The 23,667-nt window shown below is 37.5% G+C and carries 30 protein-coding genes; 19 read left to right on the top strand and 11 right to left on the bottom strand.

The features are described from left to right. Positions 1-63 precede the first annotated feature (63 nt). The 4 genes from MKP09_RS20250 (at position 64) to MKP09_RS20235 (ending at position 2,484) form a co-directional block, all read left to right on the top strand. Entirely contained in the window at positions 64-1,059 is a 996-nt protein-coding gene (locus tag MKP09_RS20250; RefSeq protein WP_240832098.1) for a sensor histidine kinase, read from the top strand. A 32-nt stretch (positions 1,060-1,091) separates the two neighbouring features. Then, on the top strand, positions 1,092-1,433 hold the full coding sequence (locus tag MKP09_RS20245) for a response regulator (protein WP_240832097.1): 342 nt from the start codon (positions 1,092-1,094) through the stop codon (positions 1,431-1,433). A gap of 14 nt (positions 1,434-1,447) precedes the next feature. Next, positions 1,448-1,795 (top strand): winged helix-turn-helix domain-containing protein, encoded by a 348-nt coding sequence (locus MKP09_RS20240; RefSeq protein ID WP_240832096.1) that lies wholly within the window; start codon positions 1,448-1,450, stop codon positions 1,793-1,795. A 107-nt stretch (positions 1,796-1,902) separates the two neighbouring features. Beyond that, entirely contained in the window at positions 1,903-2,484 is a 582-nt protein-coding gene (locus MKP09_RS20235) for an NUMOD4 domain-containing protein (RefSeq protein WP_240832095.1), read from the top strand. 136 nt (positions 2,485-2,620) lie between these two features. Here MKP09_RS20235 and MKP09_RS20230 read toward each other — a convergent pair whose 3' ends face one another. From MKP09_RS20230 to MKP09_RS20215, 4 genes are all read right to left on the bottom strand, one after another. Beyond that, positions 2,621-3,208, bottom strand: coding sequence for a nitroreductase family protein (locus MKP09_RS20230; protein ID WP_240832094.1), 588 nt, complete (start codon positions 3,206-3,208; stop codon positions 2,621-2,623). Positions 3,209-3,210: 2 nt separating this feature from the next. Beyond that, positions 3,211-4,866, bottom strand: coding sequence for a C45 family autoproteolytic acyltransferase/hydrolase (locus MKP09_RS20225; RefSeq protein ID WP_240832093.1), 1,656 nt, complete (start codon positions 4,864-4,866; stop codon positions 3,211-3,213). A 100-nt stretch (positions 4,867-4,966) separates the two neighbouring features. Further along, a complete protein-coding gene (locus tag MKP09_RS20220; protein ID WP_240832092.1) occupies positions 4,967-5,554 on the bottom strand; it encodes a phytoene desaturase family protein in 588 nt (195 codons plus the stop codon). A gap of 70 nt (positions 5,555-5,624) precedes the next feature. Next, positions 5,625-6,476, bottom strand: coding sequence for a phytoene desaturase family protein (locus tag MKP09_RS20215; RefSeq protein ID WP_240832091.1), 852 nt, complete (start codon positions 6,474-6,476; stop codon positions 5,625-5,627). A gap of 111 nt (positions 6,477-6,587) precedes the next feature. On the opposite strand from MKP09_RS20215, the gene MKP09_RS28705 reads away from it, so the two are divergent. Next, complete coding sequence (locus MKP09_RS28705) at positions 6,588-6,941, top strand: HYC_CC_PP family protein (RefSeq protein ID WP_449587071.1); 354 nt, start codon at positions 6,588-6,590, stop codon at positions 6,939-6,941. A gap of 149 nt (positions 6,942-7,090) precedes the next feature. Then, complete coding sequence (locus MKP09_RS20205; RefSeq protein ID WP_240832089.1) at positions 7,091-7,474, top strand: heavy-metal-associated domain-containing protein; 384 nt, start codon at positions 7,091-7,093, stop codon at positions 7,472-7,474. Between the two features lie 135 nt (positions 7,475-7,609). On the opposite strand, the gene MKP09_RS20200 is transcribed toward MKP09_RS20205, so the two are convergent. From MKP09_RS20200 to MKP09_RS20180, 5 genes are all read right to left on the bottom strand, one after another. Further along, complete coding sequence (locus MKP09_RS20200) at positions 7,610-8,590, bottom strand: methyltransferase domain-containing protein (protein WP_240832088.1); 981 nt, start codon at positions 8,588-8,590, stop codon at positions 7,610-7,612. Positions 8,591-8,732: 142 nt separating this feature from the next. After that, positions 8,733-9,764 (bottom strand): MMPL family transporter, encoded by a 1,032-nt coding sequence (locus MKP09_RS20195; protein WP_240832087.1) that lies wholly within the window; start codon positions 9,762-9,764, stop codon positions 8,733-8,735. An 8-nt stretch (positions 9,765-9,772) separates the two neighbouring features. Continuing rightward, a complete protein-coding gene (locus tag MKP09_RS20190; protein WP_240832086.1) occupies positions 9,773-11,017 on the bottom strand; it encodes an MMPL family transporter in 1,245 nt (414 codons plus the stop codon). Between the two features lie 440 nt (positions 11,018-11,457). After that, a complete protein-coding gene (locus tag MKP09_RS20185; protein ID WP_240832085.1) occupies positions 11,458-12,666 on the bottom strand; it encodes a DUF2062 domain-containing protein in 1,209 nt (402 codons plus the stop codon). Between the two features lie 71 nt (positions 12,667-12,737). After that, positions 12,738-13,145 (bottom strand): hypothetical protein, encoded by a 408-nt coding sequence (locus MKP09_RS20180; RefSeq protein ID WP_240832084.1) that lies wholly within the window; start codon positions 13,143-13,145, stop codon positions 12,738-12,740. 296 nt (positions 13,146-13,441) lie between these two features. Between MKP09_RS20180 and MKP09_RS20175 the strand changes: the two genes are divergently transcribed. From MKP09_RS20175 to MKP09_RS20135, 9 genes are all read left to right on the top strand, one after another. Continuing rightward, a complete protein-coding gene (locus tag MKP09_RS20175; protein WP_240832083.1) occupies positions 13,442-13,930 on the top strand; it encodes a hypothetical protein in 489 nt (162 codons plus the stop codon). Positions 13,931-14,042: 112 nt separating this feature from the next. After that, positions 14,043-14,960 (top strand): hypothetical protein, encoded by a 918-nt coding sequence (locus tag MKP09_RS20170; RefSeq protein ID WP_240832082.1) that lies wholly within the window; start codon positions 14,043-14,045, stop codon positions 14,958-14,960. 174 nt (positions 14,961-15,134) lie between these two features. After that, a complete protein-coding gene (locus MKP09_RS20165) occupies positions 15,135-15,539 on the top strand; it encodes a hypothetical protein (protein WP_240832081.1) in 405 nt (134 codons plus the stop codon). Positions 15,540-15,550: 11 nt separating this feature from the next. Further along, positions 15,551-16,282, top strand: coding sequence for a 3-oxoacyl-[acyl-carrier-protein] synthase III C-terminal domain-containing protein (locus MKP09_RS20160; RefSeq protein WP_240832080.1), 732 nt, complete (start codon positions 15,551-15,553; stop codon positions 16,280-16,282). 170 nt (positions 16,283-16,452) lie between these two features. Beyond that, complete coding sequence (locus MKP09_RS20155; RefSeq protein WP_240832079.1) at positions 16,453-16,620, top strand: hypothetical protein; 168 nt, start codon at positions 16,453-16,455, stop codon at positions 16,618-16,620. A gap of 298 nt (positions 16,621-16,918) precedes the next feature. After that, complete coding sequence (darH, locus tag MKP09_RS20150; RefSeq protein WP_240832078.1) at positions 16,919-17,965, top strand: BtrH-related acyltransferase DarH; 1,047 nt, start codon at positions 16,919-16,921, stop codon at positions 17,963-17,965. 114 nt (positions 17,966-18,079) lie between these two features. Then, positions 18,080-18,586: a phytoene desaturase family protein gene (locus MKP09_RS20145; protein ID WP_240832077.1), complete on the top strand. Its 507-nt coding sequence runs from the start codon at positions 18,080-18,082 to the stop codon at positions 18,584-18,586. Positions 18,587-18,647: 61 nt separating this feature from the next. After that, positions 18,648-19,178 carry a phytoene desaturase family protein gene (locus tag MKP09_RS20140; RefSeq protein ID WP_240832076.1) on the top strand — a complete coding sequence of 177 codons (531 nt, stop codon included), beginning with the start codon at positions 18,648-18,650 and terminating at the stop codon, positions 19,176-19,178. Between the two features lie 59 nt (positions 19,179-19,237). After that, positions 19,238-19,774 (top strand): phytoene desaturase family protein, encoded by a 537-nt coding sequence (locus tag MKP09_RS20135; protein WP_240832075.1) that lies wholly within the window; start codon positions 19,238-19,240, stop codon positions 19,772-19,774. Positions 19,775-19,886: 112 nt separating this feature from the next. On the opposite strand, the gene MKP09_RS20130 is transcribed toward MKP09_RS20135, so the two are convergent. Continuing rightward, complete coding sequence (locus MKP09_RS20130) at positions 19,887-20,540, bottom strand: hypothetical protein (RefSeq protein ID WP_240832074.1); 654 nt, start codon at positions 20,538-20,540, stop codon at positions 19,887-19,889. Positions 20,541-20,586: 46 nt separating this feature from the next. Then, entirely contained in the window at positions 20,587-21,225 is a 639-nt protein-coding gene (locus MKP09_RS20125) for a TPM domain-containing protein (RefSeq protein WP_240832073.1), read from the bottom strand. A 43-nt stretch (positions 21,226-21,268) separates the two neighbouring features. On the opposite strand from MKP09_RS20125, the gene MKP09_RS20120 reads away from it, so the two are divergent. From MKP09_RS20120 to MKP09_RS20105, 4 genes are all read left to right on the top strand, one after another. Continuing rightward, positions 21,269-22,333: a DUF2891 domain-containing protein gene (locus tag MKP09_RS20120; RefSeq protein ID WP_240832072.1), complete on the top strand. Its 1,065-nt coding sequence runs from the start codon at positions 21,269-21,271 to the stop codon at positions 22,331-22,333. Between the two features lie 231 nt (positions 22,334-22,564). After that, complete coding sequence (locus MKP09_RS20115) at positions 22,565-22,984, top strand: ATP-binding cassette domain-containing protein (RefSeq protein ID WP_240832071.1); 420 nt, start codon at positions 22,565-22,567, stop codon at positions 22,982-22,984. A 79-nt stretch (positions 22,985-23,063) separates the two neighbouring features. Further along, positions 23,064-23,270, top strand: a complete 207-nt coding sequence (locus MKP09_RS20110; RefSeq protein ID WP_240832070.1) for an ATP-binding cassette domain-containing protein — start codon at positions 23,064-23,066, stop codon at positions 23,268-23,270. Positions 23,271-23,395: 125 nt separating this feature from the next. Then, the gene (locus MKP09_RS20105; protein ID WP_240832069.1) at positions 23,396-23,623 is read left to right on the top strand and encodes a YtxH domain-containing protein; all 228 of its coding nucleotides are present in this window, start codon (positions 23,396-23,398) and stop codon (positions 23,621-23,623) included. The last annotated feature ends 44 nt before the right edge of the window (positions 23,624-23,667 follow it).

Raw genomic sequence — 23,667 nt, 5'->3', positions numbered from 1 at the left:
CCGATGCCACCTGTTTACTGATGACCCAATAAAAATTGTTATTGCCAGCATAATATATAAGGCATGGAACAAAAGCTACAAGCTCGTTTAAAAAGAACTACAGTTAAATTTTGGCTGCTGCTTATTTATATTATTGCAGCGCTTGTATGGTGGTTTATTTCGCTGCAAAGGCAAAGCACCGAAATGTATAACTACCAACTTAATCATTTAAACACTACCATCAATAAGGATAAGAACCCGGTAGTGTACCAGGAAGAGTTGAGAAAAGTAAAGGAGGCATACCACAGCAATACCTTAAAATACGGTGGCGAAGGAATTGTTTTTCTGGGACTTATTATTTTGGGTGCCGCATTTGTTTACAGTTCTATGCGGCAACAAAAACAGGTTCAGGATCAGCAACAGAATTTTATGATGGCAGTTACGCACGAACTTAAAACGCCGATTGCTATTTCCAAATTGAATCTTGAAACGTTGATAAAGCATCAGAAGCTGGATGAACAAAAACAGAGGAAACTAATTCAAGCTTCACTTGAAGAAACCAAGCGGCTCGATTTTCTAACTAATAATATATTGGTGTCATCGCAACTTGAAGGGAAATGGTATAAGATGAATAAGGAAGATATAGACTTTTCGAACCTGCTGCAATACAGGGTTAATGAATTTTCACAACGATTTCCCGATCGCTCTATTACAAGCAATATTGAAAGCGGAATAGATATAGAAGGAGATCCGCTGTTGCTTGAAATCCTTATCAATAACCTAATTGAAAACGCATTAAAGTACTCTGAAAAGGACGAGGCGGTAGCCATTACTTTGAATAGAAGTGAAGAAGAAGTGAGCATGAAAGTAATTGATGAAGGCCCGGGTATTCCGGAAGATGAAAGGAAAAAGATATATTCTAAATTTTACCGCATAGGTAACGAAGCTACAAGAAAGAAGAAAGGAACCGGTTTGGGATTATACCTTTGCCGCAAGATTGCTAAAGATCACAATGCAGACATTTTAATGACAAATAACAATGTAAAGGGGAGTATTTTTGCCGTCAGGTTTTATCTCTGACCTTGTCATAACTTGATAAACCCTGTATTAGAATGGAAGAAAGAGCAGTAAATATTTTATTAGTAGAAGATGAGGATAACCTTCATGAAGCCTTGAAGTTAAACCTTGAGTTGGAAAATTACCAAGTCACTTCGGCTTATGATGGAAATGAAGCTATCAAAGCTGTTAAAAACGAATACTTCGATCTTATTATTCTGGATGTGATGCTTCCTGAAGTAGATGGAATTGCTGTTGCCGAAACCATTCGTATTAGCAATAACGAAGTTCCAATTTTAATGTTGAGTGCTAAAAACACCAGTGCTGATAAGGTTTTGGGACTAAAAAAGGTGCGGACGATTATATTACCAAGCCTTTCAATCTGGAAGAATTGCTGATCCGCGTTCGCAAAATGATTGAAAAAAATTTAAGGCTGCAGGATAAAAGCACACTGGGCAACTCTTATACGTTTGGAGGAAATATTATTGACTTTAAAGCACAGGAGGCAAGCACTAAATATGCAGGCAAAGTACAGTTAAGCAAGAAAGAAGCAATGCTGTTAAAGCTGTTGATAGAAAACAAAAATGAAGTGGTAACCCGCGAAAAAATATTGCAATACGTGTGGGGCTACAATGTATATCCAACTACCAGAACAATTGACAACTTCATTTTAAACTTTAGAAAGTACTTCGAAAAGGATAGCCGAAATCCAAAATACTTCCATTCAGTAAGAGGCGTTGGTTACAAATATTCTGAGTAATTTGAAAGATTAATCTTTGGTAGTATTTTTGCGCTACGATGTTGATATCAAACTTGCAGTAGGCAATGACAGAAGATTTGTTGACTTTGAAAAATAATTTCCCCCTCATGCTACGTTTTTTTACTACAGAAAAATTTAAAGAAATTTCATTTGAAGGTAATCTTCAACTTCGATACGCTATTTCAAATTACGGACGGCTTATAAGCTACACTAACATACCGGAAGAAGGAAGATTACTGAAAGGCTCAACAATAAAAGGGTACAGAATATTTCGTTATAAAATTCGTGACAAAGACAATAAACTTAAGCACAAACATTTTTTCTTTTACAAGCTTGTTGCAGAATACTTTTTAACAAAAACATCAGAGGATCAGGTTTATGTTCTGCATTTAGATTACAACAAAATGAACGACTTTGCAGGAAATCTAAAATGGGCAAAACGGGAAGAAATGCTGCAGCATCAGCAAGCAAGCCCTTATGTTCTGGAGGCACGGAAAAAACTCGTAGAGTACAATAAAAAGCGTGACGGGCACAAACTCACATCTACAAAAGTAATGCTTATAAAAAAGCGGCTTGCAGATCATAACAGAAAAACGAGAATGAAAATGATTGCAAAGCATTTTGGCATAAGTGAAATGCAACTCTACCGCATTAAAACCGGAGAAAATTGGGGACACGTAAAAATATGACGAATGATGTTGACAAGTTAAGACTGCATCCGTTAAATAAAAGAACCCTTAAGCAACAAACTCAGGGTTGATAGGGTTTCAATGGATTCTTAGTGGTTGTACCGGATTGCCGAAACCTTAATAATTTTTGTCATAATCAAAAAGACTCCTTATATTTTTCCGAAAATTCAGTATGATGTTTTCTACTCCTGGCTTGGGTTTCGGTTACTTTATTTTTTTCATCAAGCATTTCCGGATTGCCCAAATATCCCCAACCGATCATACAAACAGGCTTCTCATCATCAGTTAGCGATAATACTCCCTTTACCTTATCAGGAAAGAAACCACCCATTGGGTGTGGATATATATCCATTGAAACAGCTTGCAAAAACATGTGAGCGTTGCTCATGCCCAAATCATGCTCCGCAGACTTATTGTCCTTTCCGTTTCTAACAAATGTTTTCCTGGTAATAGCCACCATCAAAACTGCTGCATGTTTGTTCCAGCTTTGGTTTCCTTCTGTCAAACAATTCCATAATTTTTCAAATCCAGGTGTGCCTTTCATAGCATACACATATTTCCAGGGTTGTTCATTATTGGCACTTGCCGCCCAAGAGCCAGCTTCCAAAATAGTATGTATATCCTGTTCCGTTATTGCTTTGTCTGCAAAAGCACGCGGGCTCCAACGTTCTTTAATAATATCTAATACGGGAAATTCTGTTTGTGCAATTTTTACATGAGCCATAGTTATTGGTGTTTACATTTTTCAATTTGTTCTAAAATAGAAGATTTTTCAGATATGGTAGCAATTTCCATTGTCAAAGATTTTTGATAATAGGATAAAGCTTTTTTATACTCTTTCTTTTTAAACAGATAATCACCTGCCAACACATAGCTGTTATAGTAATTAGGATTTTGGGCTACAATACTGTCTGGAACTACGTTTCCGCCATCTGCAATACGCTGTTTATCTTTTCTAAATTGTTTAAATTGTTTAAAGTCTTTCGTATCAATAAAAGGGTCTGCGGCTACGTTCAAATCCGCTTCATAAATTTCCCTGTTTTCTTTCATCCCTTTCAACGCAAACACTTTTGTTAGATCATAACAAACAAACTGTCCCATTTGCCAGGGTGCTGTAGAAACCCACACACGCAACTTTTGTGGCTCGAACACAATAGCATGATGCGCAATAAACTGATTAACGGCTTTCTCATTTCCCAATCCGATATTGGCGTTATTTAAGCCCTTGTAATCTCTTAAAATATCAATCGTTTTTTCAACCGTGTTTTTCCCGTTTTGCTGCAACAGTTGTGTTAGCCTCTTGTAACGATATACTGAGGCGCTGTTTTCACGCTGCTCAACATTGGGTTCACTATTCCAAAATGTTGAGCTCTGAAAATGATTGGTACACAATATTTCATTTTTGTCAGGATCATATATTGCTAAAGAATCCGGTGTTTTCTCAATGATCACCGCTTTATTATCTGCCGCAGAACCAACCAAAAAAGATTCACTTACAAACATTTTTCTTTTTTTAGCAATGGCAATGGCTTCGGCAATGTTTTTAGCATATTGAACAATTTCTCTTGCAACCAAAGAAACCGGCGTAGCAGAACCGCTTGGAATGCTGCTTTTAGCCGCATTAATCGTAACCGTTACACCTTTCTCATTCATTCCAGAAACAACTCCAATAAAGCCGCCCCAGGTTACGCTCATAAACTTGTAGCCTTCAGTAGGATTTACAAACTCAATGATTTTGTTCTTCGCAAAATTATCTCCCACCCAAAAATCAAAATTGCGGCCAATGATCATTGTACTATCTGCCGATGCATTTCCCCAGGTTCCGAAAGACGTACAACCCACCAACATCATATTTTGCAATGCGTGGCCAATATCGTGCGCCGAATGATAATTTAAAATGCGTGAATATTTTGTACCGATATATTTATACCCATCCGATGCAGATTGAGACACACCATAAATTTCCTGCTTGTATTCATCCGTTACATGATTAGGCAAATCACGATTGAACCAGCCAATAAAATATTTTAAAAAATGCAGGTAAAATTTGGAAGGAATCATTTTATTGATCTGCTCGCTAAAATAATCTTCCTGCTTTTTTACCAACTCTTCGCTCAACTTGCCATTAATAGTTCCCCGCTCAAATGGCGCGCCTTCTACATACATTTCATAAAGACCCGAATTGCTTTTTCTAAACCAGTTATTACTAATGGTATAAAGTCCTGTATCTGCTTCTGTTCGTCTCAAATCAAGAGCTGATAAGTCTTTCACCGCAGGCGCATCAATTTTTGAAACCCACGCCAGGTAAGCAAATAATAATCCGAAGAGCAAAATTATTACTCCCAGCACTCTTAAAAATCTTCTCCAAAATCGTTTGCTCATTTTTTGCCCCCAACCCTGAAGGGGAAGTTTTTATGTACAATGTTATGTGTACGATGTACGCCGAAAATGCACGTACATCGTAATTCGTATATCTCACATTTCACCCATTTCTTATCCGCTCCACCAAACTTTCATCGCCAGTCAACATTACACATGTTAATACAGCGCTAAGCGACGTGCCTAAAATTCCATGCAAATTTAAATTTTGCCCCGTTAAAAACAGGTTAGGAATTTTAGTGCGTGGACTTATCATTGTTTTTAATGGGTCGTGATAATCTTTTTGTATACCGTACATACTTCCTTCTCTATCTCCAATATAATCTCTGTTTGTGAGCGGAGTTGATGTGTAATAATTTTTGATATTGCTTACTATATGGGGAAAGCGATGATTAACCAGCTTTAATAAAGTCTTTGCCCTTTTTTGTTTAAAATTATGGTATGCTTCGCCTCGTTCACTTTCTTTTCCCACACGGTTATATGTGTTTTCCCATGCTGCAACATCTTCAAACTTCATAGGCGTGAGAATGGATACGGTAGATGAAAACCCCTTGTTATTCTTGTCTTCTGTAAAATATAGTCCATACCCAAGCGGCCAATTTTTATCGTCATAATTATTTAATTGCCACAATTGTCCTTCCTTATGATAATAATAGTTACAACTTTCATAAGGTACTGTTTTTTCTTCCAAAACCAGATGCAAAGAAAATGAAGATACGCTCTGCTTTAGGTTAGATATTCTTTTTTATACAGGCTTTTCATTAATGCAGAAGCAGTAATCGCAATAGTTGCGGCGGATGCATATTCGAAATAAAATACTTTGATCTTAATATTTCCCCATCTGCAATTGTTACATCTGTTATCATTCCATCTCGTTCTGAAATAGCAATAACTTCTCGGTTTCTAAAAATTTCGCCGCCATGTTTTCTAATGTTCGCAACCAATATTTTCGCGATCTGTGATCCTCCGCCCACACATTTCCAACTACTTTCTATATAACTGTTCGTAATTAGCGCATGAACATGAAAAGGTGTTGTATCGGCTTCGCCTGCGTACAACAAATTATTCCCCGCTAATATTGCCTGCAGTTTTTTGTTATTAGTAATAGATGCTATCGTCGCTTCAGCGCTTTCATTATTGCCTTTGTAGGATGCATCTGCATTTAACATTAGATTATAAAGTGGAAAGGATGCGCATATCTCTTTTACTTTATCACAATAAGAGATGATATTATCTTCCTCTTCAGGAAAACTTTTTGTGAGATGTTTTATGAAGGATTCATAACCTTGCGCCTGGCAATAAATATTTGCATCCTCTCCAATCAAAATTTTGTCAAAGCACTCCTCCATTTTTTCAAGCTTCAACCGCTCCATTAAACCTACATACTTAAATATCTGATAAAGCGTTTGCCCTTTCTCAAGTCCGCCTATATAATGCACGCCTGTATCGAATATCTGTTTATCGCGTGCAAAAGTTTGCAAGTTTCCGCCAAACTGTTTGTTCTTTTCAAGCACACACACCTTTAATCCTTTTAATGCCAGTATGTTGGCACATAAAAGTCCACCAAGGCCACTGCCTATTATGATGACGTCGTATTTTTTAGCGGGAAGCACTATTGATTAGCAAAATTCGAGGAATGACTTTACATTTTAACAAATACGGGTTGATATTGTTAGTATTTTTGCAATGCAGATGGGAAAGATGATCGCTTACATATCGCTTTTTTGTTATTGCTGGTAACCACCGGGGTTGTTGCTGTGTCGCATTATTGCATGGATCGTTTAGATTCCGTGTCGTTTTTTGTTTCTACCGATGACACATGTGGTAAATGCGGAATGAATAAGGGTGAGCATGACTGCTGCAAAGACAAAAAAACTTTGTTGAAAGTTGATACAGATCATAATAAGGTGTCTTATTTGGTTTATGATTTGAAAAACGCAGCAACCCAACCTGTATTCACAACCGAATTCTTACTAACGATGCTTCAAAATGGTGTGTACCATTTTACTCACGAAGATCACCTTCCACCTTTACCGGGGAATGATATTTACCTGCAGAATAATGTTTTTAGAATATAGAATCTCTTAAATCAAACGATAAAAGTTTGATTAGAATCTTTGTGTGCCTTCCTGGCGCATCATTCATACGTCAATAGTTTTTTGACGACTATAAAATCCATTATAATCATAAGCCTGGAGTTTATCCATGGCATTTAAAAAATATACACATGAAAACAATAAAAAATAAACACATGAAAACAATACAATTATTCTTATTCGCCTCTTTATTCACGTTAGTGTCAAATACTTCTTTTGCTCAAACTCAAAAAACAGAAAAGTTTAAAGTTTCCGGCAACTGCGGTATGTGTAAAAAAACTATTGAGAAAGCAGCAAAAGATGCCGGCGCTTCTTACGCTTCATGGAATAAAGATTTAAAAGAACTTACTGTTAAATATCAATCTAAAAGTACCGACGTTTCAAAAATTCAGCAAAAAGTAGCAGATGCCGGTTATGATAATGCAGGTGCAAAAGCAAGCGACAAAGCTTATGAAAACCTACCGGGTTGTTGTCAATACGATAGAGAAGCTAAAAAGTCTACAGCAAAGAAATAGCAATGTGATATTGGTATTTTAATTAGCCCGTATAAATTAAAAACAGTTTTCAAAGGTAATTTGAAAGCTGTTTTTATTTGCGATAAATATTGGTATAAAACACACACCAAGCTATAACACCCAAATTTGATACTGTCAAATTTTTCTCATTACCCATACTACATTTGATGTATATTTTGTATCATCAATTCGTTGTAAATGCAGATCTTTTCTACTGGCAATGTCTTCGATCATTTTTCCTGAAAGAAAATGTAGTTCATTTTCTGTTTTATTAAACGATAAAATTTTAGTTGAAAAAAGTTCGGTAAGTTTTGTGCCTTTGTGTTTTTCTTTTAAATCTGCATCTCCATCCCGAATGATCAAAATACCTTGGGGTAATAGGCTCTCGATTGCATTCTCTATTACATTTTTTTGTGCAGATGGCTCAAGATAGTGCAATACATCACTAATAATAATACCATCATATCTATTTATGGGAAACTTCGAAATATCGCCGTGAATAAAATTTAATTGATCTGTTTTGCTAAAGCAATGCTGGGCTGTAGCTATTTTTTCTTCATCATAATCTACACCGGTAAATGTGCGCCTGCCCTGGCTAGCCCAGTGTAATGTATAACTCATAAATCCGTAGCCGCAGCCAAGGTCTAAAAAGTTTCCTTCTTTTGGTAATAATTCATGGAATTGCTGGTAATATTTTTCCAGTTTTAGTTTGATCTTTAAATACCATTCCAGCACCGGGCCTTTATAAATATAATTAAACAAAAGATGCTCTTTAAAATATTGGGGTTGTTCCAGTTCTTCCCTTAATGCTTCATGTTGCTCTTTAAAATATTTTGAAATAGATTTTGTTCTTTCCTGATAAGTAGTACCCCAGCTAATGTCCTTAGCCTTTATCCGTGGTAAATACTTTGCAGTAATGGGGCCATTCTTCAATAAAAAATCTCCTTTGGTCATGGTATAACCTAACCCATGAAACAATACCGGAACAATGTCCAAATGTAATTGGTCTGCTAAATAAAAAGCACCTTTGTGAAAGCGTTTCATTGGCGGTTGCGAGCTACGTGTACCTTCAGGAAATACAGAAATTGAATATCCTTTTTGAACTTGTGTATCCAAAAGTTCATACTATTTTCCACACCATTAGCAACCGGATAAAAATCAGCCATCTTAATCGCCCAGCCAAATACCGGCGAGTTCCAAACCCAGCGATTGGTAAGTAATATCAGGCGCGGATTTAACATTGCCATTTGAAGTATATCTAAAAAGATTGATGATTGGCTATAACCACGGCTGGCTTTTCAAACTTTTCATTATTGGGATTGATTTGTTGCTTTTTGAAATTGCCCATAACATAAAGCACCGACATGCAAAATTTTGATAGCAAATAATGATACACATACTTACCTCGCTTCTTACCGATAATATTCAACCTAATTAAAAACAAACCAATAATAGTAAGCAGCACACTTACAAATCCAAAATAAAAAAAGGAAAAAACTGAACGGCTCCAACTCCATAGGGTCCAGGGATGAAACCCTTTATTAACACGGTTTTTGATCACTAATGAGAATAAAAACGGGATCAATATTTGCGACATAATGACTACGCAAAGAATACCAGTAACGGATATAAATGCAATGGATTTTAATGCCGGGTGCTTAGCAAAGATGAGTACCCCTAAGCCTGCTATTGTTGTTATGGCGGATAACAAAATAGATGATTTGTAAGATGCCAGGTTTTTCTTTCCGGTTTTGTATTCGTTCAGCAATCCATCCATTACAAATAGACTATAATCGTCGCCCAATCCAAATATCAACGCTGAAATAATAATATTCACAATGTTGAATTGAATATTAAATAAAGCCATAATACCTAAAATCCATATCCAACTCAACAGCATAGGCACAAAAGAAATGAGCATTAATTCAATTCGTCCGTAGGTTAGTAACAATACAGTTGCAACTATTATAGAAATGGTCCAGGCTATGCGATTAAAGTCATCGTTCACCATTTGCGTAAGCCGTGTTGTTAAGTACTGACGGTCTAAAACCGTTGCCTGTGGCTGCTTTTCCAACGCTTCTATAACCTTCGTTCTATATTGTTCCGGAACTTTAATCAAAGTAACAACAGAAGCCGATCCCTGTTTTTCAGAAATATAATCATCTAAAAAGCTTTGTCGCAGCGACTGCAGCTTAGTTAAGGCAACCGGTTTATAAATACGATTAATTAGTTCAGTAAAATTATTTAGTCCTTCGCCTGTAAAGCCCGCTGCCGGAGCTTGTGTCGCCACTTGCTTAATTATTTGTTGTTTTTTTCGGGCGTCCAATAAGCATTCCATCGCTCAATTCTTTTCTGTTGCAAACTATCCGAAATAAAAAGATTGCTCACTCCAGAGCTGGTGCTTATGAAACCTTTCGTTTTTAAATTGTCGATTGTAGTCTGTAACGTCTCGCTTTTCTTTAGCGCATCGTCCAGCTCATTTCCTTCCGTAACTGCATAGATTGATTTTAAAGCGGCTCCGCTAATGCTATTCATTTTTGTTTCCGCAAGTTTCACTTTGGGCGACATATAATTCAGTCCCATCATATCGGGCTCAAAGCCTACTTTCTTTGCTTGTGGATACAGAAAAATAGTTATTAGCACAATAACTACAACCAGCCATTTGTTGGTTTCTAATCTTACTGAAGAAATTTTATCAAGCCATGAGGGTTGAACATTTGTATGGTGGCCGGAACTAATAAAATGTGGAAGAAACACCAATGAACAAAACGCAGCACCAATAAGGCTAAATCCCGCAAACAGCCCCAAATCTTTTAACATATCAGAAGCTGCATACTGCAAACTAAAAAAGCCAAGGATCGTTGTAATGCTTCCAATAGTGAGTGGAAAAGAAAGGTCTTTAATAACATTTTTTATATGGCTTACATGCCTGTGATGATTGAAAACATGTAAAGAATAATTAACTGCAATTCCTAAAACTATCGAACCTGTACCTAATGCAATTACCGAAATACTTCCTTTAATAAAATAAATCGCAGCCAGCGAAAACGCAGCGCCATATATTACCGGAACAAGAATAAGTAACGGCGCACGCTTCTTTCTAAAATAAAATCCAAAAAATAAAATAAGAAAAAGAATGGTGATGCCTTGTGTAAACAGCGTGTCTTTTCTTAGCTGGGCAGCATTGTTTTGAGAAACAACCGCAGCGCCAAAGTACTGCGTGTTAGTATTGCTATGTGATGTATTTAATGAATCAGCAATGTTCTCGATCGCATTAAAAAGATTCTGATTCTTTCCTGTGTTTCCAGCAGCAAAGGTTGGTGTTACAAACAGCAACAAGGTTTTTTTATCCTTAGTAACAAAATGATTCTGGAATAATGTGAAGTTGTCTTCGTATTGAAGCTGTTGTAGTTTTTTCAGTGCTAAAAAAGAAATTCCGGAAGGATCATTAAGCACAATATTTTTAATGGGCGTTGCAGAAGGAATACCCAAAATAGAACTGCTGCGACTTAGTGACTTAGCCAGTTCTGCCGGTTGTAACAAGGTATCTATTTTAGCATAATCGTTTTCTGTTAAAAAAACGGGGAGATGCTGCTGAATGGTTTCAAAAAGCGAATAGGTAAATGTTTCATCAATTTTATAACGCAGGTTTTTAATATATGGTGTCGCTTTTTTTGAAGTTGTTCCGCAAACGCATCTGCATAAGAAACAAGTTTCTCGGGCTTTACAGCGTTGGTATCATTTAATGAAACCATTATAACCAACTTGTCTGCGAATTTTGAATTTTCGAAAATCTGGGTAAGTTTTTCTGTTTTTTATCTTTTGGAATGATCGCATAAACATCTTCAACGAATTTTACACGAAAAGCAAAAAAGGCAAACAGCGCCAGTGTGCCAACAAAACTGGCATACAATGCTATTTTATTTCGATTGAAAAAATTAAATATGTTGATGAAAATGTTTTGCATTCCGGAAAGGTGAAAATTATCTTTTGCTTCGCTTACGCAATTTTAAAAATAAGAAAGTGATCAGCCAGAATGAAATAGAAACAATAATAGCAAGTAACATGCTTCCATAAATGTACTGCTCCAAATTTTGTCCTATTTTGGAAAGTGTCAATTCTTTATCCAATGAAATGTCTACTGCTCTACTTCCCATAAATGGTTTGCCCAATTTATAGCTGAAGAAAATGATCAGCGGAAGCATGGGCGCAAAGCTTATATGCGCAGCCAATACAACCAACGCTTTATTGAGTTTGAATACATGCGACAACGCAATAGCTACAATTAGCTGAAAACCCCAAATAGGAACGACGCCCATAAAGCCACCAAATGCAATAGCATTAGCTTTTGCCAGGTTGGTTTCTCCGGGTTTGAGTAACATTTGCTTTACTTCCAGTTTCCAGTTTTTATTTTTATAAAATCTTCTAAAAAAATTACGGGGCCATATATAAAAAAAGCAAATAATAACCAGTACTGTATTTACAATACTGATGCGGGTAAAATCTTTAAACGGACGAAAATGGCTAATTCTTTCTTCTTTGGGCGGATAATATACAGTTATTGGAACGGAAGACACTTTTGTTCCAGCCCACGCAAGGCGTACAATGATTTCTATTTCAAACTCGTATTTACGGGTAAAAAAATTCATTTTACAGATAGGCTTTAAAGGATAAAGCCTATAGCCAGTTTGTGTATCAGGCAGCTCAATGCCTGTTTCCACCTTATACCAAAAATTGCTGAACTTGTTACCGAAACTGCTTTTACCCGGAACATTGTCTGCTGAATCCATGTTGCGGGCACCCATTATTAGCCCTGGCCCATCCGTTTTAAGCTTTTCTATAAATATAGGAAGGTCTTTAGCAAAATGTTGTCCATCCGAATCTATGGTTACTGCATATTCATGGCCCAGCTCAATCGCTTTTTTAAACCCTTTGCGCAATGCCATTCCTTTGCCTGCATTAGGTTTATAAGAAACTACAGTGATGCTTTCAAAATGCTTGAGGATGCTTTCAGTATCATCAGTAGAGCCATCGTTTACAACAATGATGTTATTGGTATATTGCAACACATCAGCTATTACATTTTCCAAGGTTAATGCATTATTATATGTAGGAATAATAACGCAAACCTTCAAGTCGTTAAAAGCCTGGCTAATGTTTAAAAGAGATATAGACGAACATAAATGCTTCAAGCCCCAAAAATAAGCACGAAATGAGCATATTTTAGCATTATACTTAAAGATATACAGATGAAATCAGAAAACTAAAAAGTATATCTCGCTGCTAAGCCAAGGGTTCCAATTTGCAAAGGAAGAAAATCGTTCGGAGATTTGATGTATATCGTAGGGCGCCAGTCAACAGATAGATTTACAGGGGCCGCTTTAAATTTATAATCTATTCCCGCTGTTCCGAAAATGGTAGCTCCAAAACCTTCATAGGCTTTGCGCTCTGAAAATGTTTTAAAAAGATTCACACCGCCCCCGGCAAACCAACGAAGATGTTCGTCAGTAGAAGTGTATATATCGTCATGATATTGGTAAGAACCCGAAACACTAACTCCCGGTGAAAAATCGGTTTTCCCTCCTGTCTTAGTATTTCGGCCCCCATAACCTGCATTAATTTCAATCGCGTTGTGATCAGATAAAAAAGTTTTATATGAGAGCGCAACCATATCGAACGTAATATGTGATGTAACCCGAAACCAAAAGCACTTTTATAGTCAGCTTGCGCGTTAACTAAAAATTGGCAAAACAGGAAAGCAACGAATAGGTTAAGTTTTTTCATCTAAATAGTTTTAGAGTCTTTTAATGGGTTTTAAGTGGCTAAAGACTTCGTTATGAAATAATAAGATTTAAAAGGGCTTTAGTATTATTTTAACAAATATAATACCGAAATAACGGAAATGGGTTCGTGTTTCCATTTTTCGCCCCTGCAAAAAGATTATATTGTATAAATTTGCAAACTTTAATGAGAAGTATTATAAAATCAATATTGGGGCTTTTTATTGCAATATTTGCAATGCTTTTTACTACGAAAGCGCAAGATGGAGCAGGAAAACAAGCATTTTATAATGCTATGGCATCTAACAGTACTTCAGTTTGGAATAAACAACTGGAAGCGTTAAAAGCCATGAAGGGCAACGATAAGGCCGCTTATGAGGGAGCGCTATTAATGCGAAAATCCGGTTCTCAAAAAACACCCGGCCAGAAATTATCAATGTTTAAGAAGGGACATGGTTTGTTGGAAACGGCTATTAGCAAGGAGCCGGCTAATATTGAGTATAAATTTTTACGCCTGATGATACAGGAGAATGCCCCCAAAATAGTTGGATATAATAAGAATGTAGCCGAAGATGCCAAACTTTTGAAGAATGGATATAAATCATTACCGGCTGTGGTGCAGAATGCCATAGTGGCTTATAGCAAATCATCCAAAGTTCTTAGTGGGCTACAATAGAAATATGCTGAATGAATTATAGTAATACTTTACACACAAAATGCTGATTGTTTTATAGCGAATCTGATAGCTTTCGAATCCTCTGACCGCTAAAAAATATAAAAAGATACAGATGAAAAAGAGAATTTTAGCGGTTTATTTCTCACAATCCGGGCAAACTAAAACAATCGTAGATAATTTCATAAAGCCAATAGCTGCAGATGGAAATGATGTTGAATACTTGCAAATTAAGCCTGTACACCAGTTTCCTTTTCCATGGACTATTCCGGTTTTTTTCGATACCGTTCCTGAATCTGTTGAAGTAATTCCTACGCCGCTCCAGCCGTGGAAAACAGATTTCGAAAAGTATGATCTTGTCGTTTTGGGATGGCAGCCCTGGAACCTGTCTCCTAGTATTCCTTTTAGCTCTATTTTACAGGACGAGAAATTCAAATCACTCATAAAAGATACACCTGTCATTACAATCAGCGGTTGTAGAAATATGTGGATCAATGCCCAGGAAAAAAACAAAAAGCTGTTAAAGGCAGCCGGAGCAATGTTGGTGGGCAACATTGCTTTGGTAGACAGGCATCCAAATCACCTAAGCTATTTTACTATTTTTCATTGGTTGGGAACTGGTCGAAAAGACAGGAAATGGGGTGTTTTTCCAAGGCCGGGTGTATCTGAAAAAGATATTTCGGGTGCTTCTAAATTCGGAGATGTTACTAAAGAATATCTGAGAGAAGGAAAATGGGATGGATTGCAGCAAGACCTTGTAAAAATGGGCGCCGCTCCCGTAAAATATTCTTTAATGTTTATAGAGAAAAAAGCAGGTAAAATATTTCAAAAATGGGTAGATATTATTAACAAATTTCCTCAAAAAAGGAAAAATATTCTTGTTGCTTATAAATATTATCTTGCTGTTGCGCTATTGGTAGCATCTCCCGTTATATTAGCGGTAGATTTTGTACTTTTCCGGCCCTTTTCACAAAGAAAAATCAAGAGGCAAATGGAATATTACAGAAGCGTTGATTTTAGAGAAATTATTTGAAGCAGATAAATAAAAAATCAAAGCAAATTCAATAGTGAAGATTCGATAACTGTTGAATAAGTAGCCCGCCCGGATGACCGGTCAAACAGGGATGAAAAATATCCGAACGATGAACCGGGCGTGGCAAAATCGATGATAATTGTTCTTTGCTGAAATAAAAATGATCAAACAAATATGTCATTAAACGAAGTTTATATTAATCGTACTTCACATTATTTTCCTAATGATGCGGTGGGTAATGAGGAGATGGAAGAATATCTTGGCTACATTAATGGGAAACCATCTAAGTCGCGCAGGATTGTTTTAAGAAATAATGGTATTACCAATCGTTATTACGCTTTGGAGAAAGGCGGAAAAGCTACTCATACTAATGCCCAATTAACTGCAGAAGCCATCAAGGAATTATTTAAAAGCGACGCGGAAGCCATTAAAAATGTTGATGTACTTTCTTGCGGAACCTCCTCTCCCGACCAGATAATGCCATCGCACGCAGTAATGGTACATGGGTGGTTGCCAGAACTTGGAAAACTTGAAGTGGTGTCGCCAAGTGGTGTTTGCTGTGCAGGTATGCATGCCTAAAATATGCATACATGGCCGTAAAAACAGGCGATGCAGATACGGCTGTAGCCGCAGGTTCTGAGCGTTTTTCAGCTTCTTTGGTAGCTAACCAATTTGAAGACGAAGTGCATAAACTGGAAGCTTTGGAAGAAAATCCATATATCAGTTTTGATAAAGAATTTTTACGTTGGATGCTTTCTGACGGCGCATCGGCTTTTTTGCTAAGCAACAAGCCTAATAATGATGGCCCTAGTTTAAAGATTGAATGGATGGAAGGCATTTCCTATGCGGACGATATGGAAAGTTGCATGTATTGTGGTGCAGAAAAGCAAGAGGATGGAACATTGAAGAGTTACCTGGAGTTTACCCATGAAGAGTTGAACGAAAAATCGGTTATGAGTATTAAGCAGGATGTAAAACTGCTTAGCCCAAATATTGTTCCGCTGGGTGGTCGCCCGCTCCCCGAACTTTTTGAAAGAAGAGGATTAAACCCGGATGATATTACCTGGTACTGCCCGCACATGAGCAGTAATTTTTTCAAGGATAAAATTTATGAGGAACATTTAAAATTAGGCCATCATATTCCTTATGAAAAATGGTTTGTAAATCTCAGTTATGTAGGTAATGTTGGGGCCGCATCAGTTTACTTTATGGTAGATGAACTGTTGAATAGTGGGAAACTTAAAAAAGGAGACAAGATATTTTTGCTTGTACCTGAAAGCTCTAGATTTAGTTATATGTATGCTTTGCTGACGGCGGTGTAATTTATAGTTGGAAGGTTGTCGGGTTAAAAATTTTAAAAGTGAGGTGTGAAGACTCTTCACTTTTTTTATGTAATAGCATGTCGGTATTTTCTTTAGTTGTGGTCACTTATTTCAGGTATTAGCAATTCATTAAATTTTATTAGCTTGCTCGTATAAATATTTTCAGTAAAATGAAGAAAGAAGAAATTCCACAAGATGATGGCGCGCTTGGCCGTATTGCAAAGGAAGTAACCTATGTAGTGGGTGAAGACGGCAAATACGAAACGGCACAAAGCAGCGGATGGAACGTAAAAACCGAAGCACTGAACGTACGTGGAACGAGGTCGAAAGAAAAATAGAATCGGCTAAACAAAAAGTTTCGAACGGTGAAGCCAGTCCTATTTTGTATTTCATGGAAAAGCGGATTATGGATCTTTCTATTTTATCGGCCTATACAGGTTTTTGGAAATGGACCATAAAAAACACATGAAACCTTCTGTATTTAAAAGCCTTTCAGATCAAAAATTAAAAAAATACGCCGAGCTTTTTGAAGTAAGTGTAGAAGAATTAAAGCAACCTTTTGGTTCATAGTTGATAGTTAATTGTTCATAGAAAATATAATCAAAGTACTCAAATCCTAAATCGGAAATAAAAATTTTGGATCAGATAAATCAATCAACAATAGAAAATGGCTTTCACCATTTGCAAGCCGCTCATTGCGAAAACGGCGTAACAACAGCCCTCTTAAAACATTACGGCGTACATAAACTAACGGAACCAATGGCTTTTGGAATTGGCTCTGGTCTGTTTTACATACAGTTGCCCTTTATGAAAGTAAATGGCGGACCAGCCATTTCTTTTCGCACCATGCCCGGCCTTATATTTAAGCGCACTTGCAAAGCATTAGATATTCCGGTTACACGGAAAAAATTTGCATCACCACAAAAAGCCATGCAAGAGTTAGACGAAAGGCTTGCCGCTGGTAAGCCTACAGCCTGCCAGGTTGGTGTTTTCTATCTAACTTATTTTCCTAAAGAATATCGTTTTCATTTTAATGCGCATAATTTAATTGTAGTAGATAAGAAAGGCGATGATTATATTATCAGTGATCCTATTATGGAAACGCTGGTAACCATGAACAGCTATGAGCTACAGCGTGTTCGCTTTGCGAAAGGTGCGTTTGCTCCGCGTGGACAAATGTATTACCCCGGCGATAACTTAAGCGAAGCAACAGATGAGCAAATCCGGAACGGAATTATTACAGGTATCAAAAGAAATTGCCGCGACATGCTGATGATTCCGGGTTCTTTCGGCGGCGCTAAAGGCATTGCTTACACCGGCCGTCAAATTAAAAATTGGAAAAATAAACTCGGCGATGAAAAAGCACGTGGCTATCTTGCGCAACTGGTGCGTATGCAGGAAGAAATTGGAACAGGTGGAGGTGGATTTCGTTTTATTTACGGTGCGTTTTTGCAACAGGCCCACGCCTATTTACCCATTGATGAATTATTGGATGTATCGAAACAAATAACCTCCACAGGCGACAAATGGCGCGATGCAGCCATACAAGCCAGCGGCATTTATAAAGGCCGGCTTGGAACGCAGGCTGATTATGATAATATGGGCGATAGGCTGATTGAAATTTCTGAACTGGAGAAAAAGGCTTTTCAGGAGTTAAGAGCGGCCGTGAAAAAGGCAAAATAGTTCTCACAGAATCCGCAGAATAGCACAGATTATTAATACAACTACAGAAAAATACTTCTGTGAACTTTTGTGTTTTCCGTGAGAAAAAATCTTTCAATACAATAATGCCTTACTTTGCAATATGCACATTTCCCCCAATCAAATTATGATGTGGTAATAATTGGTGCTGGCGTTGGCGGCCTTACAGCAGCTTCGTTATTAAGTAAAGCAGGGCATTCGGTTTGTGTATTAGAGAAAGAACCTCATGCAGGCGGCTATCTTGCAGGTTTCAGAAGACATAATTTTAGATTTGATACGGCAATACACTGGTTGAATCAATGCGCTCAAAACGGCGTAGTCGAAAAAATATTTTCCATTCTTGGAAGTGACCATCCGAAAGCCATTCCTCAAAAAAGGATAAGAAGATATATAGGCACCAATCATAATTATTTATTGACTCACAATCCAGACGAACTTAAAAACGAATGGATTCAGGAATTTCCTAAAGAAAAAGCCGGCATAGAAAGGTTTTTTAAAGCGGCAAAAAAATTGGCGCTGCTTTTAATAATTATAGCAGTGTATTCAGAACCGAGGAAAGTATGGGCTATTGGGAAAAGGTCAAAAATAAATTGCCGCTTATAAAATTTGGCATGGCCTTTATTCCATACATCGGTTTTTCAGGAAAGGAAGGTTTGAAAAAGGTTTGAGCAAATTTTTTACAGAACAAAAACTATTGGATGTTTTCGCTTGCGATGATGAGCTTATCGGTTGTCTCGTACCTATCGGGTGGGCTTATTATAAAGATTTTCAAAGTCCCCCTGAAGGTGGCGGACAGGTAATACCCGAATGGCTTCAGCATGTTGTAAATTATTATAAAAACGATATCTTTTTTAAATGCAATGTAAAGAAGATACTACTTGAACAAGATACAGCAACGGGAGTTCAGCTTTCCCGCAATGGGAAAGATTATAGCATTAATGCTAAATATATAATTGCTGCGGTAGATGTGGAAACGCTTTATAATAAAATGCTTCCTGAAAATATCATCTCGAATAAGCTTAAAGAAAAGCTTGATAATGCTGAAATATATGACAGCTCCATTACTATATCGATCGCGTTAAATTGTCCCACAGAGTCTTTGGGTTTTAATGAAGAATTAATTCATATCTCCTCAGGAAAAAGAAGCATGAAAGTGATTTTTTATCTGAGATATCAATTATTGCACCTTCTCTAAGAGACAAATCGCTGGCTGGTAAAGGCAATGGCACGCTTACCATTTATGCGCCGGCCTGCATGAATTATAAAAATAATTGGCAAACAACTACCGACGTTAATGGAAACTATGTTCGCACCGATGCTTACAAGCAACTTAAAAAAGAAATTGCAGAAACTATTTTACAACATGTTGAAGAATTAGTCGCGCCGGGATTGCGGTCACATATTTTGTTTTATGAAGTAGCCACACCGGTTACGCATTGGAGGTACACCGGAAATAAAAATGGCACTATGATGGGAGCCAAGCCCAGCAGAAAAAATATGAAAAGCAGAATAGCACATTACCATACACCTGTGAAAAATTTATTAATCGGTGGACAGTGGGCTGAACTGGGTGGTGGTGTACCTATTGCTGTTAAAGCTGGCGCTAATGCAGCTTTGTTAATTTTACAAAAGGAAAATAAACCGGCCTTTAAAATATTTGCTAATTATATGGATGGAAAAACTTCCGTAGCCGATGTTTTAAAATCAGAAACATTTAAGGAATATGACAACTCCTGGATAAGAAAACCAACTCCGGCTGAAAAATCAAAGCAAAGTAATCCTGTTCCTTAATGTTTTTACCAACTTCCACCAGCCCCGCCACCACCACTTCTGCCGCCGCCCCAACTACCGCTGCTTGACGAACTGCGGGAAGAACTACCCGAGCCACCTGACGAAGAACTTCTTACTTTTTTGGCAATACAACCGTACCAAAAGATTGTTTATAATCACAATTATTGCAATCCTGTATTTTTTCACCGGTTCCAGAAGAAGAATAGGTTGCAGCTTTTAAAGTTTTCACATATACTTTGTTAAGTGTATGATATTTGCATTTAGGGCAGTCTTCATATTTGTTAAACTTGTTACCGTTCCATTTTATCAGTTTGATATCCGCATTGTCGTCGTGTTGCCAGATTTCATAACTTACCGACTTTATTTTTTCTTCTTTTTGCTGACCTTCATCCAGGTATGCAGATATGCCTCGAATCTTATCTCTGTTTAATCTTGTCCATTTTCCTGAGTCATCCGGTGGCTGTAATCGTTGCTTTAACTGGGCTTTTCTTTTAAAAAATCCGATTAAGAAAAGTAAGCTCAATGGCGTGAGCAACATGGGCAAAGCCATTTGTTTGTTATAGTCAGCTAATTTATTTACAATGTTTTCTTCATCTTTATAAGAATGTATTACCGCCGATCTTCCCTGTATATATTTTGCAAACAAAACAATATTGGCAATAAAAGCCACGATCCATGGAAGTGTTTGCATGTTATAAACATCACTTCCTTTAATGCCGATAAACATAATCACAAAAATGCTGGCAAATCCGATAAAAAAAGACATCCAAAAGCAGCGATGATCGGGGCTGCAGGATTTTTCTTTTGCAGCTTCATTTTTTTGAAACAGAAGCCATCCAGATATAGACAATAATAAGTACGATAAGTAACAACAAAGCTGTAAGTAAAGAGGCCTGATGCTTATACCAGAACGACGTTTTCCGGGCCTCTGCTTTCAACGTCTTGACAGCATCCGGATCCTGCAAAATTTTCTTGATCGCGTTCATGGCATCAATTGCCCCGCCGCCATAATCACCTTCTTTAAACTTGGGTACAAGATACCTTTCCCCGATTGTTCCGAGCGTTACATCGGGCAAACTTCCTTCCATACCATAGCCAGTTATGAATTGATATCTTCTTCTATCCTTTGCTATAAAAAGCAGAAGCCCGTTATTATTAGCCGCCTTTCCAATGCCCCAATGATTAAACAAGTTGTAAGCAAAGTCAAAGTCGCTGCTGCCTTCAAAATCATCAATTACCACAATAGCTACCTCTGCGGAACTTTGTTCGCCAATAGCTGCACAAATGTTGTTAAGACTGTCAATGGCACTGCCAATAATTCCGTCAGGGTCGCTTACATAATAGTTTTGCCCCTGACTTTTTGGGTCGGGAATAGTTTCAACTTTATATTGACTGAAGCCGGTAAGAAAAGTTAGCTGCAGAAGAAAAATAAGAGTGGTTTGCTTTATCATATATAGCGCTGCTAATGAACACGCAATTTATTATTTTTAACGGATGAAAAAGCTAACATTACCGCTATTGATGTTTCTGTGCGCGCAGAGTATTGCTCAAACCAAATTAACTTTAGATGTGGCGCAAAGCCTCAGTCAATTACCATTGCATTGCATCAATACAGAATTTCCCAACAAAACATCTCATTTAAGTGATGGACCTGAAGATGCGCGTTTGTTGCCGCACCAGCTACACCCGGTTTTTTATGGTTGCCTCGACTGGCACAGCAGCGTACACGGACATTGGATGCTGATAAAACTATTAAAACAATTTCCTGATTTACCAAAAAGAGATAGCATCGTTGCGGTTTTGGACAACTCTTTTCAGTTAGATAAAATGCGAAAGGAAGCGGAATACTTTGGCAAATACACCGCATCTCAAAATTACGAACGAACTTATGGCTGGGCATGGCTTTTAAAACTGGATGAAGAATTGTTATCCTGGAACGATTCGTTAGGCCACAAATGGCATCAAGCCATGCAGCCGCTAACACAAAAAATAGAAACGTTGTGGAAAGCATTTCTTCCCAAACAAACTTACCCCAACCGAAGCGGCGTACATGGCAATACCGCTTTTGGACTATGCTTTGCGTTGGATTGGGCGCGGGCTAAAAAAGATGTGGAATTTGAAAAACTGATTATTAAAAGAGCGAAAGATTTTTATTTGAACAATAAAAATATTCCCGCCCATTTAGAACCCGATGGTGCCGATTTTTTCTCTCCCAGCCTGATGGCTGCCGATTTAATGACCAGAATATTGCCGCAGGCCGATTTTGTAAAATGGCTCAATGCCTATTACACGGAAGCTGGCGTAAAGCGCATTGGAGAACTGCCTGTTGTTAGCGATAGAAACGATTATCATATTGTGCATTTAGATGGATTGAGCTTTAGCCGCGCCTGGTGTATGCGCAATATTAGCGACAAATTGCCTTCGTCTCATAAATACAAAACCTTGTTTAATAAAAATGCCGATAAGTTTTTGAACGAATCTTTGCCAAAAATATTTAATGGCGGTTATGGCGGAGAGCATTGGCTGGCTTCGTTTGCCGTTTACGCTTTGTTGAGGTAGCGGTACTTGGTCTGACGGTCTCCGTCTGACCAATTGGTGAAAAGGAACAGCGTCTTTTATCAGCCGTTGACAGATGTGTGTAGGATAGGATTGTGTACAATAGTTATTGAATATGTAGGTTGAGCTATGTACAAAAGTACAAGAGTGCGACGCAAGATCGATGCCATTTGTTGACAGTTGATCAAAATAAAACTTACGAAGAACTCATCATTTTCAATACTTTCGCTTTAGATGCAAGCAGTTAACGTAACACAACTTTCGTTTAAATACAAGGATCAAACTTCTTTGATAAGCAATCTGGCGCTTAGCATAGAAGCAGGTGAACGCTTTGGCATTTTTGGGCCTAATGGCGCTGGCAAAACGACGCTGATGAGCCTGATTACCGGACTGCTTCCTTACAAGCAAGGCAGCATAAAGATTTTTGATAAAGAAGTAGAAGCGAATAAGAAAGAGATCAATAAGATTATAGGTTTAGTACCGCAGGACTTTTCTTTTTATGAAGATTTAAGTCCTGAAGAAAATATGGAATTTTTTGGAGCCTGGTATGGGCTGAGAAAAGAAACTACAAAGCAACGAGCCAGGGAATTGCTTGATATTATGGGTTTGGGGCAGGTTGCTGACAAGCCCGTTAAAACATTTTCCGGGGGATGAAAAGAAGGGTTAATCTTGCAATTGGTGTAATGCATCAGCCTAAAATACTTTTTTAGATGAGCCTACTGTAGGTGTTGATGTGCAATCAAGAAATGCTATCATTTCTTTTTTAAAAGATATTAATAAAGCCGGGACAACTTTAGTGTACACATCGCATCAGTTAAATGAGGCCGAGGACCTTTGCAATAGCGTGGCTCTTTTCGATCAGGGTTCTATTATTGTGCGCGACTCTTTGGCCAACTTGCTGGAAGCGCATAAACAGGATGGATTGGAAGGCCTTTTTTAGAATTAACAGGCCGTGCGTACAGGGATTAACTTGTGATTTTAAATAATTTTTAATATTTATCCTTTTTGGCAAAAAATTTGTGTAACTATATTTGAACTTTAATAAAACAGAATAAATAAAACTTTATGAATAAACTACTTACAGGCTTCGCGTTAGGATTATTGGTGGGTGTTTTATATGCACCGGAAAAAGGGACCTATACGCGTAAAAGAATTAGCGACAAGGGCAATGATTTAAAAGATCAGTTTGCTGATTTCATCGACAATATCGCTGGAAAATTTGAGCATACAGCTGATGAAGTTGAAGATTATGCAAATATGAAAACTGAAAATATTCGCTCAGAAGCTATTTAAGCAAGAACTTAACTATTAAACCTATATGATTAAAGCTGTCCGGT

This window comes from Paraniabella ginsengisoli (genome assembly GCF_022513635.1).
GTDB classification, from domain to species: Bacteria; Bacteroidota; Bacteroidia; order Chitinophagales; family Chitinophagaceae; genus Niabella; species Niabella ginsengisoli.
Note: the sequence above shows the minus strand (reverse complement) of the source record. Positions and strands in the feature narration are given on the sequence as shown.

What these genes read in the sequence shown, in the direction of transcription:
- MKP09_RS20115 (WP_240832071.1), top strand. Translation starts at nt 22,565, where the DNA reads ATGCAAGCAGTTAACGTAACACAACTTTCGTTTAAATACAAGGATCAA.
- MKP09_RS20240 (WP_240832096.1), top strand. Translation starts at nt 1,448, where the DNA reads ATGATTGAAAAAAATTTAAGGCTGCAGGATAAAAGCACACTGGGCAAC.
- MKP09_RS20175 (WP_240832083.1), top strand. Translation starts at nt 13,442, where the DNA reads ATGAGAAGTATTATAAAATCAATATTGGGGCTTTTTATTGCAATATTT.
- MKP09_RS20155 (WP_240832079.1), top strand. Translation starts at nt 16,453, where the DNA reads ATGAAGAAAGAAGAAATTCCACAAGATGATGGCGCGCTTGGCCGTATT.
- MKP09_RS20225 (WP_240832093.1), bottom strand. Translation starts at nt 4,866, where the DNA reads ATGAGCAAACGATTTTGGAGAAGATTTTTAAGAGTGCTGGGAGTAATA.
- MKP09_RS20105 (WP_240832069.1), top strand. Translation starts at nt 23,396, where the DNA reads ATGAATAAACTACTTACAGGCTTCGCGTTAGGATTATTGGTGGGTGTT.
- MKP09_RS20165 (WP_240832081.1), top strand. Translation starts at nt 15,135, where the DNA reads ATGTCATTAAACGAAGTTTATATTAATCGTACTTCACATTATTTTCCT.
- MKP09_RS20135 (WP_240832075.1), top strand. Translation starts at nt 19,238, where the DNA reads ATGAATTATAAAAATAATTGGCAAACAACTACCGACGTTAATGGAAAC.
- MKP09_RS20235 (WP_240832095.1), top strand. Translation starts at nt 1,903, where the DNA reads ATGCTACGTTTTTTTACTACAGAAAAATTTAAAGAAATTTCATTTGAA.
- MKP09_RS20180 (WP_240832084.1), bottom strand. Translation starts at nt 13,145, where the DNA reads ATGGTTGCGCTCTCATATAAAACTTTTTTATCTGATCACAACGCGATT.
- MKP09_RS20250 (WP_240832098.1), top strand. Translation starts at nt 64, where the DNA reads ATGGAACAAAAGCTACAAGCTCGTTTAAAAAGAACTACAGTTAAATTT.
- MKP09_RS20160 (WP_240832080.1), top strand. Translation starts at nt 15,551, where the DNA reads ATGGCCGTAAAAACAGGCGATGCAGATACGGCTGTAGCCGCAGGTTCT.
- MKP09_RS20230 (WP_240832094.1), bottom strand. Translation starts at nt 3,208, where the DNA reads ATGGCTCATGTAAAAATTGCACAAACAGAATTTCCCGTATTAGATATT.
- MKP09_RS20170 (WP_240832082.1), top strand. Translation starts at nt 14,043, where the DNA reads ATGAAAAAGAGAATTTTAGCGGTTTATTTCTCACAATCCGGGCAAACT.
- MKP09_RS20120 (WP_240832072.1), top strand. Translation starts at nt 21,269, where the DNA reads ATGAAAAAGCTAACATTACCGCTATTGATGTTTCTGTGCGCGCAGAGT.
- MKP09_RS20205 (WP_240832089.1), top strand. Translation starts at nt 7,091, where the DNA reads ATGAAAACAATAAAAAATAAACACATGAAAACAATACAATTATTCTTA.
- MKP09_RS20125 (WP_240832073.1), bottom strand. Translation starts at nt 21,225, where the DNA reads ATGATAAAGCAAACCACTCTTATTTTTCTTCTGCAGCTAACTTTTCTT.
- MKP09_RS20130 (WP_240832074.1), bottom strand. Translation starts at nt 20,540, where the DNA reads ATGTCTTTTTTTATCGGATTTGCCAGCATTTTTGTGATTATGTTTATC.
- MKP09_RS20245 (WP_240832097.1), top strand. Translation starts at nt 1,092, where the DNA reads ATGGAAGAAAGAGCAGTAAATATTTTATTAGTAGAAGATGAGGATAAC.